At 66.5% G+C, this 16,242-nt stretch carries 15 protein-coding genes; 6 read left to right on the plus strand and 9 right to left on the minus strand.

From position 1 onward, the window contains the following. Positions 1–34 precede the first annotated feature (34 nt). Positions 35–1,873 (minus strand): aldehyde ferredoxin oxidoreductase family protein, encoded by a 1,839-nt coding sequence (locus GXY47_15285; protein NLV32504.1) that lies wholly within the window; start codon positions 1,871–1,873, stop codon positions 35–37. 141 nt (positions 1,874–2,014) lie between these two features. Further along, positions 2,015–2,845 carry a hypothetical protein gene (locus GXY47_15290; GenBank protein ID NLV32505.1) on the minus strand — a complete coding sequence of 277 codons (831 nt, stop codon included), beginning with the start codon at positions 2,843–2,845 and terminating at the stop codon, positions 2,015–2,017. A 190-nt stretch (positions 2,846–3,035) separates the two neighbouring features. Between GXY47_15290 and GXY47_15295 the strand changes: the two genes are divergently transcribed. Beyond that, positions 3,036–3,977 carry a CAP domain-containing protein gene (locus GXY47_15295; protein NLV32506.1) on the plus strand — a complete coding sequence of 314 codons (942 nt, stop codon included), beginning with the start codon at positions 3,036–3,038 and terminating at the stop codon, positions 3,975–3,977. 35 nt (positions 3,978–4,012) lie between these two features. On the opposite strand, the gene GXY47_15300 is transcribed toward GXY47_15295, so the two are convergent. After that, positions 4,013–4,528, minus strand: coding sequence for a hypothetical protein (locus GXY47_15300; GenBank protein ID NLV32507.1), 516 nt, complete (start codon positions 4,526–4,528; stop codon positions 4,013–4,015). Between the two features lie 118 nt (positions 4,529–4,646). Then, entirely contained in the window at positions 4,647–5,471 is an 825-nt protein-coding gene (locus GXY47_15305; GenBank protein NLV32508.1) for a TatD family hydrolase, read from the minus strand. Between the two features lie 386 nt (positions 5,472–5,857). Here GXY47_15305 and GXY47_15310 point away from each other — a divergent pair, with 386 nt between their 5' ends. Continuing rightward, entirely contained in the window at positions 5,858–7,522 is a 1,665-nt protein-coding gene (locus GXY47_15310; protein NLV32509.1) for a methylenetetrahydrofolate reductase, read from the plus strand. 3 nt (positions 7,523–7,525) lie between these two features. Here the strand turns inward: GXY47_15310 and GXY47_15315 are convergent, their stop codons facing one another. The 3 genes from GXY47_15315 to GXY47_15325 are packed head-to-tail and all read right to left on the minus strand — an operon-like array spanning position 7,526 to position 9,677. After that, entirely contained in the window at positions 7,526–8,077 is a 552-nt protein-coding gene (locus GXY47_15315) for a hypothetical protein (protein ID NLV32510.1), read from the minus strand. Further along, positions 8,074–9,303 (minus strand): serpin family protein, encoded by a 1,230-nt coding sequence (locus tag GXY47_15320; protein NLV32511.1) that lies wholly within the window; start codon positions 9,301–9,303, stop codon positions 8,074–8,076. The genes GXY47_15315 and GXY47_15320 overlap by 4 nt, the downstream gene beginning before the upstream one ends. A gap of 56 nt (positions 9,304–9,359) precedes the next feature. Beyond that, positions 9,360–9,677, minus strand: a complete 318-nt coding sequence (locus GXY47_15325; protein NLV32512.1) for a hypothetical protein — start codon at positions 9,675–9,677, stop codon at positions 9,360–9,362. Between the two features lie 230 nt (positions 9,678–9,907). Here GXY47_15325 and GXY47_15330 point away from each other — a divergent pair, with 230 nt between their 5' ends. Next, positions 9,908–10,954 carry a hypothetical protein gene (locus tag GXY47_15330; protein NLV32513.1) on the plus strand — a complete coding sequence of 349 codons (1,047 nt, stop codon included), beginning with the start codon at positions 9,908–9,910 and terminating at the stop codon, positions 10,952–10,954. Positions 10,955–10,974: 20 nt separating this feature from the next. After that, complete coding sequence (locus GXY47_15335) at positions 10,975–11,607, plus strand: hypothetical protein (GenBank protein NLV32514.1); 633 nt, start codon at positions 10,975–10,977, stop codon at positions 11,605–11,607. Between the two features lie 12 nt (positions 11,608–11,619). Here the strand turns inward: GXY47_15335 and GXY47_15340 are convergent, their stop codons facing one another. Further along, positions 11,620–12,129, minus strand: a complete 510-nt coding sequence (locus GXY47_15340) for a hypothetical protein (protein ID NLV32515.1) — start codon at positions 12,127–12,129, stop codon at positions 11,620–11,622. A 286-nt stretch (positions 12,130–12,415) separates the two neighbouring features. Beyond that, positions 12,416–12,766, minus strand: coding sequence for a cytochrome c3 family protein (locus GXY47_15345; GenBank protein NLV32516.1), 351 nt, complete (start codon positions 12,764–12,766; stop codon positions 12,416–12,418). Positions 12,767–13,020: 254 nt separating this feature from the next. Between GXY47_15345 and GXY47_15350 the strand changes: the two genes are divergently transcribed. Both GXY47_15350 and GXY47_15355 read left to right on the plus strand, forming a co-directional pair. Next, positions 13,021–14,922, plus strand: coding sequence for an OPT family oligopeptide transporter (locus GXY47_15350; GenBank protein ID NLV32517.1), 1,902 nt, complete (start codon positions 13,021–13,023; stop codon positions 14,920–14,922). 243 nt (positions 14,923–15,165) lie between these two features. Next, positions 15,166–16,212: a hypothetical protein gene (locus GXY47_15355; protein ID NLV32518.1), complete on the plus strand. Its 1,047-nt coding sequence runs from the start codon at positions 15,166–15,168 to the stop codon at positions 16,210–16,212. Positions 16,213–16,242 lie beyond the last annotated feature (30 nt).

Genomic DNA, 16,242 nt, shown 5'->3' on the forward strand with positions numbered 1-16,242 from the left:
GCCGCCGGGGCTTTCGGGAGCCCCGGCGGCCCCGCTACAGGTCGGAAGCCAGCCCGGCGAGCCCCAGTTCGGCGAGGCATTCCCTGGAAGGCTTCCCGGAGCGGACGTCCCACTTCATCTCGGTGAAGTACCCGTCGCGCAGCGCGCCGTAGTCGGTTTTCGCGGTGGACCGGATGCGCTTGGGGAGCTCGAACTTGTCCGGGGTCAGCCCCTCCCGCGCGTTGAACGCCTGCCGCAGAGTCAGGATGCGGCGTCCCGCCCGCAGGGCTTCCGCCCACCCGAAATCCCAACCCGTGGCCCCGGCGATCAGGTCGGCGACGGGAGGGGGGGCGGTGGCCACGGTGTAGAGGGAGCAGAGGCCGGCGGCGTTCAGGAGCTGGTGGTAGCTGCTGCCGATGGCATGCAGGGCGAACGGGCTCTGCCCCGAAGCCCGCAGCGCGGGGTCCGTCCCGATCGAGCCTCCCTCGGCCAGCATGCCCGAGATCTGGCTGTCCATGTGGTGCGCGGGGTTGGCGTCGGCGATGTTGGCCGTGCCCAGCGCCGGGGACATCCTCGGGTCGTGGTACGCCAGGCTCTTGCCGCGGATGGCGATGGCGTACTGGCCGGCCCCCTTGCCGATGCGGTCCGCCGCCTTCCCGGTCCCGTCCGCCAGCACCGCGCCGAACCCCTCCCGCCGGGCGATCTTTTCCACCAGCGCGACGATCGCGTCGGCGTTCCCCCAGGTGAGGTCCAGCCCGTCGGTGTCCTCCCTGCCGATCAGCCCCTTTTCGTAGCACTCCATGGCCATGGCGATCGTGCCGCCGACCCCGACGGTGTCGATGCCGTATCGGTTGCAGATATCGTTGGCCTTGATCACCGACTCCAGGTTGTCGTTCATCAGCATCCCGCCCAGGGCGGCCAGGGACTGGTATTCGGGGCGGTGCATCTCGTCCCGGATGGCGTAGCGCCCCTCCTTCTGCCGAATGATGGCGCCGCACGAGATGGGACAGGCGTAGCAGCCGTAGCTGCCGACCTTGTACTTGTCCATGTTCCCGCTGTCAAGGTTCGAGATGTTGGGGAGGGCGTCGAGCCCGCTCAACTGCCAGTTCTTGAGCGGCGCGTCGCCGATGGCGACCAGGAAGCTGATGTTGTTGCCGGTCCCCGACCGGGAGAGGGCGCCGGCGAACTCGTTGGTGCTGATGATGGCCATGAACTTTTCGAGCGCCGCGTGGAACTTCTCCGGATCGGCCGGCTCGATGGCGCACCGCCCGCCCCGGATGGCGACCGCCTTGAGGTTCTTCGAACCCATGACGGCGCCGACGCCGTTGCGGGCCGCTATCCTCCCCCGCTCGCTGACGATGCCGGCCAGGAGCGACCGGGCTTCCCCCGCCGGCCCGATGCAGGCGATTTTCGCCCCGGGGTCCCCCAGCGATTCATGCAACCGGTCCTCGGTCTCGTAGGCGTCCCGGCCCCAGAGCTCCGAGGCGTCTTTCAACTCCGCGCCCCCGTCCCGGATATCCAGGTAAACGGGCCTGGGGGAAATCCCGGAGAAGAAGACGGCGTCGTAGCCCGCCCCCTTGAGCTCCGGGCCCAGGGTCCCGCCCGAATTGGACTCGGCCCAGGTGCCGGTAAGGGGCGATTTGGTCACCAGCATGTGGCGCCCGCTGCCGGGGGAAGCCGTCCCCGTCAGTCCCCCGACGACGAACCCGAGGATGTTTTCGGGCCCCAGGGGATCGACCCCCGCCTTCATCCTTTCATAGAGGACGCGGACGCCCAGTCCGTTGGCCCCCACGAACTGCCGGTAGATCTCCGCGGGGAGCCGCTCCTCGCGTATATGCCCCCGCGTGAGGTCGACATTCAGAATTTTGCCTGCGTAGCAGCCGGGGATCTCCATAAAACCTGCACCTCACAGAAATCGGCAACCCTCCTCCGCCGCCGCGGAGCGGGACGGGAGGGCTCCCTTTCCAGAATAGCACGAGGGGCGGGGCGGGGGGGAGAATCGGTACGGAAATCGGGGGTTGAGAGCCTCGCGCGCCTATTTTCCGCCCCTGCACCTAAGGACGAAAAGGGCCGCGAGCCCCGTCAGCAGGAGAGCCAGGGTCCCGGTTTCGGGCACGACGACGTCCGAGGGGCGGACGACGAAGAGCGGGCGATGATAATAGGGGAGGATCGAGGGGCGCTGGGCCGCGACGAAGGAGTCGAGAGGGTCGAAGGGGACCAGGGCCAGGCCGGTTTCCGGCAGCGGCGACAGGTCGAGGCCCGTCCCGGGGCCGGCTGCAGGCGGGGCCAGCCGCGCCAACTCCGGGAAATCGAACGATTCCAGGAGCGGTTCCTCGTCGGAGACGGGAAGCTGCGGGGCGGCCGACACCCGGTTTCCGCAGCGGGCGCGCACCTCGCACTCGCCGTCGGTGAGGAGGGCTTCCCCTTCGGGGATCCTCACCTTGTTGGCCGTCCAGTAGACCTGGTCATCCCGGCGGTAGGACACGTGCATCATCCGGGTTTCCGGGGCCCTCACCATCCTGGCCGCACCGATCCTGAAGTCGGCGAAGTGGTCGGCCACCACCCGGTCCCCCGCCATGCGGGAGGCCAGCTCATACCTGCTGCGTACTCCGCCGGGGATGACCGAGTAGGGATAGACGACCCGGTCATAGCGGGCGGCCTGGAAATGCCCCACCGGGCCCGTCCCGGCTTCCCCGATCGGGTCGGGGGGGAGGGGAGACCGGATGGCCGTCTGGATGCGGCCGGCCAGGGCGACGGTGAGGAAGAGGAGCCCCACCGCGGTCAGCGACAGCATCAGCAGGCCGTGTTTCCTGAGAGCCGACCGCTTTTTCCTGACCTTCCTGCGAACATAGATGGAACTCTTCATACGGTCCACTCGATCGGTCCAGGCCGCACCGGCCGGGGACACATCCCGATCCCTGAAATGTGACATCTGTCACCGTTAATATCGGCAATCCCGCCCCCGGGGTCCAGAAAATAATTCGCACCCCCCAATCACCCTAATCTCCCGCGGCAGCCGGACGATAAGACCCCATGAAGCGGAGTGGAGTCATCGCATGAACTGCCGGTCGACCCGATTATGGATCGTTGCCCTCCTCCTCGGAGCCTGTGTTCTGTCCGGCGGGCTTCCGGGGCGGGCGCCCGAATGCCGGGCGGCCGAGGGGCTCCCCGACTACCCAGTAAATCCATACGCTACAATAACATGGGAGCAGGAATTACTGGAGATCACCAACCGGCAAAGGATGGAGCAGGGGCTGGCGCCCCTGGTCATGGACGCGCAGCTGATGGCGGTCGCGCGCAGCCATTCCATGGGCATGGCCCGGCAGGGGTTCATCAGCCACGATCTCCCCTCCGGAAGCCTCCAGAGCCGCCTGGTCCGCGCCGGGTATTATTCCGAGGTCGCCAGGGAAAATGTCGCCAGCGCCCGGACGGTTCACCGGGCCCATCGCGCGCTGCTTGAAAGCCCCCCTCACAAGAGCAACATCCTCGCGACCGACGTCACCCGGATCGGCATCGGGGTGGTCCGCCATCCGTCCCTCTGCGACAAGTACCTCTATGTCACGGAAGTCTTCGCCCGGCCGCTCGAGGTCGGGACCGGTTCCGCCGCAGTCCCGGACTCCCCGGATGCCATGGTCCGGAGCCTGCTCGCGGAGAGGGTGCACGACCTGCGCAAGGAGGGGGGCGGCCCCATGGACTCGGACCCTTTGCTGCACGAGATTGCGGCGAAATCGGTGGATTCCCTCAGCCTGCCCTGCGACCGGACCCAGATTCGAAGCCTGCTCGCGGCCTCCGCCGGCCGGCTGCAGGAAAAGGGGAAGAGCGACCTCTCACGGCTGGAGGCCGTCGTCCAGCTGGTGCGCAATCCGGGAAACCTGCGCCTCCCCGCGCGCAATCCGGAGGGCCGGGCCAAAAGCTACGGTTCGGCCGTCCGCCGGGTCACCGATGATCAGAACCAGCCCGCCTTCCTGGTTCTGACCCTGATCGGAATCGGGCGCTGAGGCGTCCCTCCCCCGCTCCCCGGAAGGCCCTGGGTTCATTCCGCTTCCAGGCGGAATTCCGGGGTATCGAACCAGAAGCCCCAGTTCCCCACGTTGTCGATTTCGGCCTGGACGATGGCCACGTGCCCGTCCTCGATCTCCAGGAAATGGTGAAAGAGCTGCTGCCCCTCCCCGTCGAGCTTGGCCGCCATCTCGCGATAGAACTCGCTGGTCCGGATTTCGGCCTCCAGCGCCTTCTTCAGCAGTTCCAGCTCGACATTCAGCTTGGTCCGCTGCGGTTTCACCGTTTTCCGCAATTCCTCGAGCCCGCGCCCGATCGCCTCCCTGGCGGCCGCCGGAGGCGAGAGCTTCCTTACCTTGATTTTCCCCGTCTTCTGCCATTGGGCCAGGCATTCCCGGAGGTAGTCCAGATGCTCCTGCTCCTCATCGCACAGCACCTGGAAGATGTGCTTCCCGGCCTCGTCGCTGGTCTTGGTCATCGCCTCGCGGTAGATGTCCCATACCCCCGCCTCGAACTCCAGCGCGGTCTTCAGGGCATTTTCAAGTTTCATGATATTCCCTCCTTGCCGTAAGGCCTCAGACGCCCTGCCCTGCAGGGATCCAGGATCGGATAAAAGATACCTTCTTCAGGTTTCCGGTGTCCCTGTCATTATAGCAGGTGACGGCGGCTCACGGGGTCGGCCGATCCGGAATGCGGAAGGCCCGGTTGGAATTGTCCCAGACCGCCTGCTCGACCTCCCCGGCCGGCTCGTGCCGGAGGGTCTGCAGAAATTCCAGGACATGCCGGGTGAAGGCCGGCTCGTTGACGCTCACCCGGTTGCGTACGGATTGCGGCGGAAGGAAGGGGGCATCGGTCTCCACGAGGATGCGGTCGAGCGGCAGCTCCCGCGCCGTCTGCTGCACCGAACGGGCATTCCTATAGGTCAGGACCCCGGAAAACGAAAAGTAGATCTCCCCCGGGAGCTCCATCAGCGCCCGCGCGAAATCGGGGTCCTGGCTGTAGCAGTGGATCACGGCCCGCCCGATCGGCAGGGTGCGCATGAGCGCGATCATGTCGGCGGAGGCGTCGCGCGTGTGGATGACCAGGGCCAGGTCCAGGCGCCGCGCCAGCTCCGCCTGTGCGGCGAAGAACACCCTCTGCACCCTTTTGCCCGCCTCTTCCCTCCCGGGCTCCAGGTGGTAATAGTCGAGCCCGGTCTCCCCGATCCCCACCACCTTGTCGCGGTTCCGCCGCGCCAGTTCCCCGAGCTTCTCCATCCAGCCGGGGAGCGATTCGGGCGCGCAGTCCTGGCAGTCGGTGGGATGCAATCCCGCCGTGCACCAGGTCTGCTCCCCCCAGTCCCGCGCGAGGGCGAGCGCCTCGAGGCTGCTGGCGTAATCGGCCCCGATCTGCACCGAACGGACGACCCCCGCCTCGAGCATGTGCCGCCGCACCTCGTCCTGCCGGTCCCCCAACCCCTTCCAGTACCCGTGGCAGTGCGTGTCGAAAATCATGCCGCCCATATTACCGGACGGCCGGCGCGCATGGAAATTGTGTTTTCCGGGAAACCTGTGGCAATCTGTAGCCTATGCGACCTGCAAATCGGACCCGAAACCTTCTGGTGATCAGTCAGGACCCCCGGACCGCCGAAATCGCGCGCCGGGCGGCCGGCACGGACATGACGGTGGATTATGCCGCGGGCGAGACCGAAGCTCTCGGCATGCTGCGGGACGCCCGTCCCGACATCATCCTGATCGGGGAGCTCGATCCCCCCGGGAGCGTCGCGCGCCTCTACCGCCGGCTGCAGCAGGGGTGGATCTCCCATCACGCCGCGCTCCTGGTGCTGGAACGGGACATCTCCGGCAACACCCACCGGGTGCTGGGGGACGAGAACCTGGACATGAGGCTCGGGGGGCACGCGTTCGCGACGGGGGCCGAAAGCCCCTTTCTTCCGATCGACCGGCTGGTCGCCAGGCTCGGGGCCGCGATCGCGCAGAAACTCGCGGCCAAGGGGAACCGTTTCCGGAACGCGATGACGGACCCGGACACCTTCTGCCTGGTCTGGGAGCAGATCCCCGGCCCGGGCGCTTTCGAAACCCGGCAGGAACTGGTCCTGGAGAACGCGCATCGGGCGGCGGCGGGGGGGAAGGTTTGCGCCGTCAGCATCACGGACAACCCCGGGGGCAACCCCGCCATCGCCACCGACATCCTCTGCGCCGAGATCCGCAAGGCGGGGGTGGAGCCGCTCGTGCACATCGCGATGCGGGACCGGAGCCGGAACCAGGCCGAGAGCCTCCTGTTCCAGCTGGCCGCCCTGGCCGTCCACAACGTGCTCGTCCTGACGGGCGATTACCCCTCCAACCTGGGCTTCACGGGCAAATCGAAGCCGGTATTCGACCTCGATTCGGTCAACGGGCTGCGCCTGGTCGCGGAGATGAACCGGGGCATGGTGCGCGAGATCATGCGCAAACCGGTGCGGCTGGCCCCCGCCAGCTTCTATTCCGGGGTCGCCTTCTCCCCCTTCAAGCAGATGGAGGCGGAGGTGATGGGGCAGTATTACAAGCTGCAGAAGAAGATCCGCGCCGGGGCGGACTTCGTCATCACCCAGGTGGGGTACGACGCGCGCAAGATGCACGAACTGCCGTTGTGGCTGAAACTGCAGAACCATTCGCTGCCGGTGCTGGCGGGCATCTACGTCCTCTCACACCCGGTGGCGCGCACCATGAACGCCAACCACATCCCCGGGTGCGTGGTGACGCGGAAACTGCTCGGCGAGATCGCGGCCGAATCGGCGGGCGGGGACAAGGGGAGGCAGGCGCGCCTGGAGCGGGCGGCCAAAATGTACGCGCTGGCGAGGGGAATGGGATACAAGGGGGCCTATATCAGCGGCCAGGGGCTCCCCTTCGAAAGCGTGGAGTATATCGTCGCCCGTGGGAACGAGCTGGCGGCCGACTGGATGAGACTGGTCCCGGAATTCGATTACGCCCAGCCGAACGGCTTCTACCTTTACGAGCGGGACCCCCGGACCGGGCTGAACACCGAGGCCCCAGCCCTCCGGACCCAGCCCCCGGCCCGCCCCGCGATCTACCGGGTTTCGCAGGCGGTCCATTCGACCGTGTTCGAACCGGGGGGCGCCCTGTTCCGCCCCGTCCGGAGGATGATGGAGCGGATCGACCGCTCCCCCTTCTGGAAGCGGGTGCTGCACCGGGTCGAACGCTGCAGCAAAAACAGCATGTACGCCTGCAAGGACTGCGGCGACTGCGCCCTGTTCGACGCCGCCTATCTCTGCCCGGTGTCCCAGTGCCCCAAGGACCAGCGCAACGCCCCCTGCGGCGGGAGCTTTGAAGGGTGGTGCGAGGTGTATCCGGGGGAGGTCGAGTGCATTTGGGTGCGCGCCTACCGGCGCCTCAAATCGGAGGGACGGGAAGGCGAAATCGCCGAAACCATCGTACCGCCGTGCGATTGGGAACTCTGGCAGACCTCCTCCTGGATCAACTATTTTCTGGGCCGGGACCACAGTTCGAAACAGAAGGGGATCCTGCCGCCGGAGAAAAAGCGGGTCTAGGAACTACAGGCTTCTGGCGCCCTCCCGGCTCTCCGGCGGTTCCGGCCGCCGCGGTGCCGGTTCGGGCTTCGGCGCCTCCTCCACCGGGGCCGTCCCCGGTCCGGCACCGCGGATCCCCATCTGTTTTTCGACGGTGGAAAGCATGGACCGCTCCGGGTCCCGGTCGTCATAGGGTGAGGGGATCGAGTAGACCATGTTCCGGACGGAGAAGGTGTAGTTCCCCGTCAGGCCCAGGTCCTTCTCGAGGTCCCAGACGATGACGGGCCCGTCGTCGACGATGGCCTTGCACTCGTCGATTGCGGCGCGCCGGATCGTCAGGACATAGTGGGGAAGCCGGGAGGTGAGCCCCTCCCTCTTTTCCACCTCGACACGGAAGCTCCCCTTGCCGGTGCAGCCGCCGCTCGAGACCTTGGCCGCCACGGTCCTCTCCCCCAGGAGCAGCTCGTCGAGCACCTCCTCCCCGGTCTCCCTGGGACCGTGGGAATAGCCTTGGCCGAAAGCCGGGCCGCAGAGAAGGAGACTCGACAAGAGTACCGGAAGCAGACGCTGATTCATGATTCGGGCTCCTCGGGATTCATCAGCCTTCCCAGGAATAGCACGCTCTCCGATTCCCGGTCGACGATGGCGAAAACAAACGGTCGGTCGGCGCGGAAGCGGACCTCGAGCCCGATCGACTTGGTGTTCAGGACGACGGCCGTCGCCGCGGCGGCCTCGGTCCCCTCCTCGTTGACGTCCACGAACGCCTTGTGGATGACCTTGGAGATATACAGGTCCTTCTTCCCCATGATGCCGGAAAAATCGGCGCGGTTCTCGTCGAAGGCGTCCTTCATTCCGAGGGAATGAAGCGGGGCGTTGAGCTCGAAGCGGGCGGCGGTCCGGAACCGGGGCAAAAACAGGCGCACGTCGGTCTCTTCCATTCCGGAGCGCCACGAGCGGAGGTGTTCGGGGGAGAGCAGCGTTTCCACCCTGTCGAGCGTCACCCCCCGGTTCGGCAGCAGGACGAGCATGGAAAGCCGGCCGCCGGCATAGGGGAGTTCGAGCATCTCGAAGTCCTTTTCCCTCAGGTAGGGGAATCTCCCCTTCTGCGTCATGAGCGGGACGGACACGGCCGCACCGTCCTCCAGGGCGAACTGCCCGGAGACGGTGTCGCGGGAATCGAACCTGGCGCTCCAGTTCCCCTTGAAATAGATCGCGTTGGTCAGCACCAGCCGGGTCAGGGGCTTGATATCGGGTTTCTGCAGCAGGTCCCGGATCTTCCCCTGGGTCTCCGCCTCCACCCACCGGTTGATGGTCCCGCGCGCCCCCTCGGCGTCATTCCCGTAATCCACCTCCTCGAACCCTCCCCGGTACCGGGCCTCGATCCCGGCCAGGAATTCCTTGCGGAAGGGGTAGCCCTTCTGCCCCCATAGCCGGTTGGCGATCGCCAGTTCGTACTCTTCCGAACTCCTGAGATCGTCGAGCAGGGCGGAAAAGGCCGGGTGAAGCTGCTGCCGGGGAAGGGTGAAGTGAAGCGCCGCGGCCATCTGCCGTTCGGTTTCCCCCGCGGCGCCGGCATAGGTCATGGCCAGGGCGGTGCTGATGCTGAAGGGGGAAAAGAAGAGGTTCCTCCCCTCATTCCCGAGCCTCAGTCTCCGGTAGAGATCGCAGGCCAGCCGGGTGTTCCCGTCGACCATGGCGGCGCGGTCCGGTGCGGTCGCGGCGGAAAACGCGGGCGGCGCCGCGAGCAGGATCATTCCCATCATCCGGACGGCCCAGGCCCGGCGCCTCGTGCGGTTTTTCATGGTGGTCCCCCGGAAGTCATCCCCGGCGCCGGGCGGGCCGGCGCAACGAAAAGGCCCTATTCGGCCGGTTCCTCGCCGTCCCTGCCCGAATTGTCGCCGCCGGAATCGTCCGCCCCGCCCTGGTCGGCGCCGTCGTCCGGGGTATCCACCGGCGTGGGCTCGGGGACGTCGGGAATGTCGCCGGAGGACCCGCCGATTCCGGTGTCGGTGCCGAAGCGGCTGCCGTCGCTGCCGTCAAAGAGGGTTCCCGTATTGGTCCCGTCCTCGAGCTGGTCGAGGGCTCCCTGGGCCAGCAGCGGGGACGAAGGGACGGCCAGCAGTGCGGCCATCAACGCAAAGAGGACGATCCGGGCGGTTGAGACTGGACTTTTCATGGTGCTCTCCCTGGTTCCAAAGACGTCTTCGACTGTGCGGCCGGTTCCACGCGCCGGCCTGGACCGCTTTTCGGCAGATTTTCCCGCTTCCTGCAGGAGAACTTCCGGAAAAAGCGCGGCGCCAATTCCCTAACAGGGACGGGGCCCCCGGCCGATATGGACGGTCGAATGACGCCCGCGCCGCCGCGGGAGTGAGTCTACCCGAACAAGCCGGAGGAGGAAGAAAAAACATGCGCTCGCGTCTCGGCCCCACCATCCTGGTCACAACCATCTTGTTCCTCCTGGTCACCGCGGCCGCTCCGCCGCTGCCGGCCCAGGACGCCGCCGAACTGCGCCGGCGCGCCGCGGTGCTGCGCCAGGCGGTCGAGCGGTGCCAGCGCCGCCTGCAATCGGGCGAACTGACCAGCTGCAGCGTGGCCGCCCGATTCGACATCAACCGCTCCCTCTCCATGGACGAGGCCCTGCAGTTCGCCGGCCTTTACGAGCGGCGCGCGCGGGACCTGGACACGCAGGGGGAGCGGGCGCGGTGCCAGGCGGTGCGGGAGCGCTTCATCCGGGACCGGGAGGCCTCCCGCCGCATGCTGGCCGACAGCCGGATGGGGGAGCGGGAACTGGAGGAGTGGACCCGGCGCAACGATGAGGCCCGGGTCGCCGCCATCCAGAGCTCCCTCAATCTCCTGCTCGACGGCGGCCTGGCCTACGTGGCCGAATCGACCCGGACCCTCAACGGGCTCAAGGGGGCCTACAAGGGCATGGAAGGCAGGATGAAGCGCCTCCGCGGAGACAGGAAGGCCCGGATGCAGGCCAGCCTGGACGCCCTGGACCAGCGCATCCGGAGGATGGACGCGGCCGTCTCGTCCGCAAAAAGCCTGCAGGGGAAAAAGGAGAAGGCGGAGGTCTTCTGGGGCTATTTCAGCGCCGGAGCCCGCGAGGTCGACGAATCGGCCGGGGCCGTCGGCGCCGCCCTCGCGGCGGTGGAGGAAGACCCGATCCTGCACAAGATCCTGGTCGACGAGGGGCTGCAGCCGCTGGCGAACCGCATGAAGTCATGGAAGGCTTTCCCAAAAAGGCCGTACGTGATCAACATGGCCGAGTTTCTGGTCGATTACGGCTACAGCGTGGCCGAATGGACCCTCAGCCGAAACCGGATCCTGGAGCAGATCAGGATCAGCGAGGAGCGGCTGGGCGTGGTCAAGACGCAGCAGGAGAACCTGAAGCGCTCCATGACCGAACTGAACGCATGCGTCGCCAAGGGCCTGGTGACGCGCCCCGAGTAGACCCTCCCGGAGGAACGACCGTGAAACCATGCCTCTTTTCCGCTCTCCTGCTTCTTCTCGGAGCCTGCACCCTCGCCGGTGCGGGGCCAGGGGAGTGCGTGGTGGAGGACGAGGAGGAATACGCCGTCCTCGCCGCCGTCCTCTTCCCGAACGACCCGGAGATTCCCGGGGAGATGACCGGCGGGATTCAACGCAAGGCCTGGCTCGAATCGCGCCGCGTCCGCCTCGACGGCTTTCACGGAAGCGATTACCGGGTCCTCGACGCCTCCATGACCGGGGAAATCCCGGAGTTGGACGTCCCCTATACGGGGGACGATTTCAACCGCCGCAACCGGGAATCGTGCCGATTCGTTGCGGAGCGGCTGCGGGACCACGTCCCCCCCGGGGGGACGGTCGCCCTGATCGACGCGGAATCGGCCCCGAGAAAGGTCTCAGCGTTTTCCGGGACCTCGGCGGCGGGCGGTTCCCTCCCGGGACGGGAAATCGTGCGCCTCTCCCGCCCCGGTTTCGACCCGGACCGGATCCACGCCGTGGTCCGCGTCGATCTCCAGGCCGGGGGCGAGATGGGGGTCGGCTACCGGGTCTACCTGGACAAGTCGAAAACCACGGGAAAATGGATCCTCACCGGCGCCGCGAGAACGCGCGTGTACTGACCGGCACGGGGATCAGCAGACGTCCTCCGCCGGAGACACGCCGTCGTCGGGCTGGGGAAGGAACTGGTCCCGGTCGTAGGGGAGGTCCTCGTGGGGCGGCATCTCGTCGTCCGGAAAATCGGACGCCCAGCCCTCCCGCTCGTCCTCGTCCGCGTAGTACTTCATCCGGATCGCCAGGTCCTCGGCGCTGCACCCGCCCAGGATGTCGATATGGCAGGCGGCGCGCGATCCCTGCGGCGGGATGCACGAGGGCTCCCTCAGGATCTCGTTCCAGAGCCTTTCGTACAGTTCCCGGTCGCTGAGGTGATCGGTGCTCGTCAGGTAATGCCCCAGCAGGGCCATGGCACGGATCACCTCCCACAGCCTGGCGTGCAGCGCTTCGTCGTCCAGCGTCTCCGGGGAGGGGAGCGCCACCCCCCCTTCCTCGAGATGGTCGAAGAGCGGCCGTGCGCCGACCCTTTCCATGAAACGCATTTCCTGTGCGAACATCTCCGCCCTGCTCAGCTTTTTCGATCCGGTCATGGCTCCCTCCCTGTTCGGCGCATCGCGCCCGACTATCCAATGAACCGGGACCGATTTGAGCGAAACTTTTTTTTGGGAGGGGGGAAAACCGGGTTACGGGTGCGGGTTCAGACCCCGGCCACGACGAATCCCAGGGCGCGGGCGCCGGTGGCCTGCTGAATCGTGGGCGGCGAAAACGAGGCTCTCCCTCCGCTGCCGCCTGAACGGCGGCAAGCCGGCGGCCCCGACATTGTCGGTTCCCACCGCCGGCCGGCCCTTTTCAGGACCCGCCGGCGGTGCAGGAAGATTATTTGAATTTCATCCCGGCGTGGCAATTCAGACACATCGGCTCGGTGGCCTTGTGCCCTTTATGGCACTGGGTGCATTCCAGGTCCTGGGACAGGGTGATGTGGTTCTCGTGCGGATTCACCGTAAAGTCCTTGGTCCGGGCGGCGACCGCCTCGAGCGATTCGTGGCAGGGGAGACACACCGTGCCGGGGACGGTGGCCGTGGGGGCTTCCTCCCCGTGGCAGGTGGAGCATTCGAGCCCCATCTCCTTGTGTTTGTCGGCGGTAAAAACCTCTGTCTCCTGGCTCACGGCCGCCAGGGTCCCCATCGCGGCCACCAGGGCGCAGGCGCAAAAAATTCGTTTCAGCACGGGCATCGATCCTTTCTTCCGGGAAGGCTTCCCGCCTTCGGCATATCCGCTACTTTCACGCTTCATTATACAGAAACCCGCTGCCCGAAACCAGCACGGTTTCAAGGCGGGACAGGGCGCCCCGCACCCCGGCCCCACCGGAATGGCGCCGCCCCGACTCAATCCTATCCATCCCCTTGCTCTTCGCCGATAAGTCTGGTCGAATAGGGGCATCGGAGCCCCCCCCGGGGGGACCGCGGAAGGGGAGACGGCGGATGGCGATCAAACAGCTAACCGAACAGCAGGTCAGGGAGTGGACGCTCGAGCAGAAGGACCGGTGGTGGCTGGAAAACGTCTGGAGGGGCGACATGCCCCAGTTGACGCTCCGTTCCGCCCTGTTCGGCATGATCATCGGCGGGATCCTTTCGCTGACCAACCTCTACGTGGGGGCCAAGACCGGCTGGACCCTCGGGGTCGGGATCACGTCCGTCATCCTCGCCTTCGCCTTCTTCAAGCTCGCCGTCGCGCTCCGGCTGGGGAGGGAGTTCACGGTCCTCGAGAACAACTGCATGCAGTCGATCGCCACCGCCGCCGGGTATATGACGGCGCCGATGATCTCGAGCCTGGCCGCCTACATGATGATCACCGGCCGGGTCCTCCCGATGCCCCTGATCTACGCGTGGCTCTTCCTCGTCGGGGTGCTGGGGGTCCTGTTCGCCTTCCCCCTGAAAAAGCGCTTCATCAACGAGGAGCAGCACCCCTTCCCCGAGGGGAAGGCGGCCGGGGTGGTCATGGACGCGCTCCATTCCGGGGACGCCAAGGACGGCGTTTTCAAGGCCCTCATTCTGACCGTGGCCGGAGCCTCCTCAGCCCTCCTCAAGGTCATGCAGAGCGAGCCGATCATGTCCAGGATGAGGGTCCCCTTCCATATTCCCGAATTCCTCGACGGCTGGCTCTACCGGTTCTGGCCGGTAAAGCTCGGCGGGATCGAACTCCGGGAGCTGAGCGTGCGCCCCGACACCGACTTCGTCATGATGGCGGCCGGCGGCCTCATGGGAATCCGCACCGGGGTCTCCCTCATGGCGGGCGCCGTCATCAATTACCTCCTCCTCGCCCCCTGGATGATCCACCGGGGGGACATCACCGGCAGCGCGGTCGACGGCGTCGTCCATTACGGGTTTTCCCGGATAACCCTGTGGGCCCTCTGGGGCGGGGTCGCGATCATGACGACGGCCTCCCTGTGCGCCTTCTTCGCCCGGCCGCGCATCATCCTCGACGCGTTCAAGGCGCTCCGGAGGAAGCGAAACCCGGGCCAAGGCGATATCCTGAAGGGGATCGAGCTCCCCCTCTGGCTCTCCTTCGTCGGCGTGCCCGTCGTCGGGGCGCTGCTGATCTGGCTGTCCCACCTCTATTTCGGCGTCGGCATCCTCATGGGCGTCCTCGCCATCCCCCTGGTCTTCGTCTTCATCCTCATCGCCGCCCACTCCACCGCCCTGACCTCCATCACCCCGACCGGCGCGCTGGGGAAACTGACGCAGCTCACCTTCGGGGCGCTGGCCCCCGGCAACATCACCACCAACGTCATGACCGCGGCCATCACGGGCGAAGCCGCCAGCAACGCCTCCAACCTCCTCATGGACATCAAGCCGGGGTACATGCTGGGCGCCAAGCCGCGGCAGCAGGCGATCGGCCACGTCCTCGGCATCCTGGCCGGAGCCCTGGTGGCCGTGCCCGTCTTCTACTTCGTCTTCCTGCGGGGGAACCCCGCAGGGCTGGTGAGCGAGCAGTACCCCATGCCGGCGGCCATCATGTGGAAGGCGGTGGCCGAAGTCCTGACCACCGGGCTCGAGAACCTGAGCCTGTCCGCCCGCTGGACCGCCCTCGCCGGGGCCCTCCTGGGAATCGCACTGGAGCTCGTCCGCATCCGGACCCGGGGCAGGTTCTGGCTGTCGGGCGTCGGCATCGGCCTCGCCTTCGTGATCCCGTTCAACACCTGTTTCGCGATGTTTCTCGGTTCCTTCATCTTCTGGGCCTCCGGCCGAGTCCTGACAAACCCCGCGCGGCTGTCCTACCGGGTGATGGTGCGGAACCTCGAACCGGTCTGCGCCGGCGTCATCGCCGGGGGCGCGATCACGGGCATCCTCATCATTGTGCTGGAAACCTTCGTGTTCGCGTGACGGTCGGCAGCGGGACAAAATTCACTTTTGAAACGGCACGACCTAGTGTCTAATAGGCGATCGGGACGGGAGGGGGCCGGATCGGCAATCCGGCCCCGGCGGGCCGGCTATTAGATGGGTGCGCCGGCATTGCGGACAATGTATACTGAAGTTTTGCCCGTTTCCCGCCGAGTGAGATCCGGGCTGCGCCGGACGCGAGGGGCCTGACGACAATAGGTTTGGAAAAGGGAGAGAGGACCGCTGATGAGTTATTACCTGGCAACCCAAAAAGAGATCGTGGACTGGATAAAACGGCTGGCGGCCGAAAACCCGCTCTATTTCCCGGAAAAACACGGGGCGGCGAGCTACCGGTTCACCCGGGTCGGACCCGGTTCCGATATCCAGTTCGACCACTACACCCCGACCGTGGTGCCTCCGGTCAAACTCCTGGTCCCGGCCAGGGAGGAACTGCTCCATTTCCGGACGGACGCCGACGGGAAGACCGAGGTGCGGCCGTCGCTCGACACCTCCTTCCGTATCATCGCCGGAGTCAGGAGCTGCGACCTCAAGGGGATCTTCCTGATGGACCTCTTCTTCAAGGAAGGGGTGCCCGACGCCTACTACCTGGCGCGGCGCGAGAACACGGCCGTCATCGGCTACGCCTGCAACACCCCCTGCGACGAACGCGCCTTCTGCGCCGCCGTCGACTCCCTGGACCACACCGAGGGGGCGGATGTCTACATCACCCCCGTCAAGGGGGGGGACCTCCTGGTGGAGGTCAAGACCAGGCTGGGTGAAACCCTTACGGCCGGCGTGGACTGGAAACCGTGCGAGGACGGGGCGGCCCGTCGGATCGGGGCGGTGACGGCGAGGCCGGAACCGTTCGGCCGGACCTTCCCCGCGGCCCTGCCCGAAATCTACAAGATCGTGGAAAAGAACTACGAGAGCCCGGTGTGGGACAAGCACGTAAAGCGCTGCTTCTCCTGCGGCACCTGCAACCTGGTCTGCCCCACCTGCTACTGCTTCGACGTGGCCGACGACCTGCACCTCGACGTGGCCTCCGGCAACCGCACCCGGTCGTGGGACGCTTGCATGCTCCCCCACTTCGCCGAGGTGGGCGGCGGGCACAATTTCCGGCCGGAACCGGCCGCGCGCCAGCGCCACCGGGTCAACCGCAAATTCGCCTACCTCCCCGAGAAGTACGAACGCGGCGCGGCCTGCGTGGGATGCGGAAGGTGCGGCCGCCAGTGCACCTCTCATATCGACATTTTTGATATTGTCACCGACCTGATCCAGGAAGGAGCTCGCTGATGAAGACGGGTACCGAATATTACCACCAGC

The organism is Acidobacteriota bacterium (assembly GCA_012729555.1).
Classification (GTDB): Bacteria; Acidobacteriota; UBA6911; order UBA6911; family UBA6911; genus UBA6911.

Coding starts and splice junctions, on each gene's coding strand:
- GXY47_15320 (NLV32511.1), bottom strand. CDS start 9,303: ATGAAAAACCGCACGAGGCGCCGGGCCTGGGCCGTCCGGATGATGGGA.
- GXY47_15285 (NLV32504.1), bottom strand. CDS start 1,873: ATGGAGATCCCCGGCTGCTACGCAGGCAAAATTCTGAATGTCGACCTC.
- GXY47_15290 (NLV32505.1), bottom strand. CDS start 2,845: ATGAAGAGTTCCATCTATGTTCGCAGGAAGGTCAGGAAAAAGCGGTCG.
- GXY47_15340 (NLV32515.1), bottom strand. CDS start 12,129: ATGACCGGATCGAAAAAGCTGAGCAGGGCGGAGATGTTCGCACAGGAA.
- GXY47_15315 (NLV32510.1), bottom strand. CDS start 8,077: ATGAATCAGCGTCTGCTTCCGGTACTCTTGTCGAGTCTCCTTCTCTGC.
- GXY47_15305 (NLV32508.1), bottom strand. CDS start 5,471: ATGATTTTCGACACGCACTGCCACGGGTACTGGAAGGGGTTGGGGGAC.
- GXY47_15300 (NLV32507.1), bottom strand. CDS start 4,528: ATGAAACTTGAAAATGCCCTGAAGACCGCGCTGGAGTTCGAGGCGGGG.
- GXY47_15355 (NLV32518.1), top strand. CDS start 15,166: ATGAGTTATTACCTGGCAACCCAAAAAGAGATCGTGGACTGGATAAAA.
- GXY47_15350 (NLV32517.1), top strand. CDS start 13,021: ATGGCGATCAAACAGCTAACCGAACAGCAGGTCAGGGAGTGGACGCTC.
- GXY47_15295 (NLV32506.1), top strand. CDS start 3,036: ATGAACTGCCGGTCGACCCGATTATGGATCGTTGCCCTCCTCCTCGGA.
- GXY47_15330 (NLV32513.1), top strand. CDS start 9,908: ATGCGCTCGCGTCTCGGCCCCACCATCCTGGTCACAACCATCTTGTTC.
- GXY47_15325 (NLV32512.1), bottom strand. CDS start 9,677: ATGAAAAGTCCAGTCTCAACCGCCCGGATCGTCCTCTTTGCGTTGATG.
- GXY47_15310 (NLV32509.1), top strand. CDS start 5,858: ATGAGGCTCGGGGGGCACGCGTTCGCGACGGGGGCCGAAAGCCCCTTT.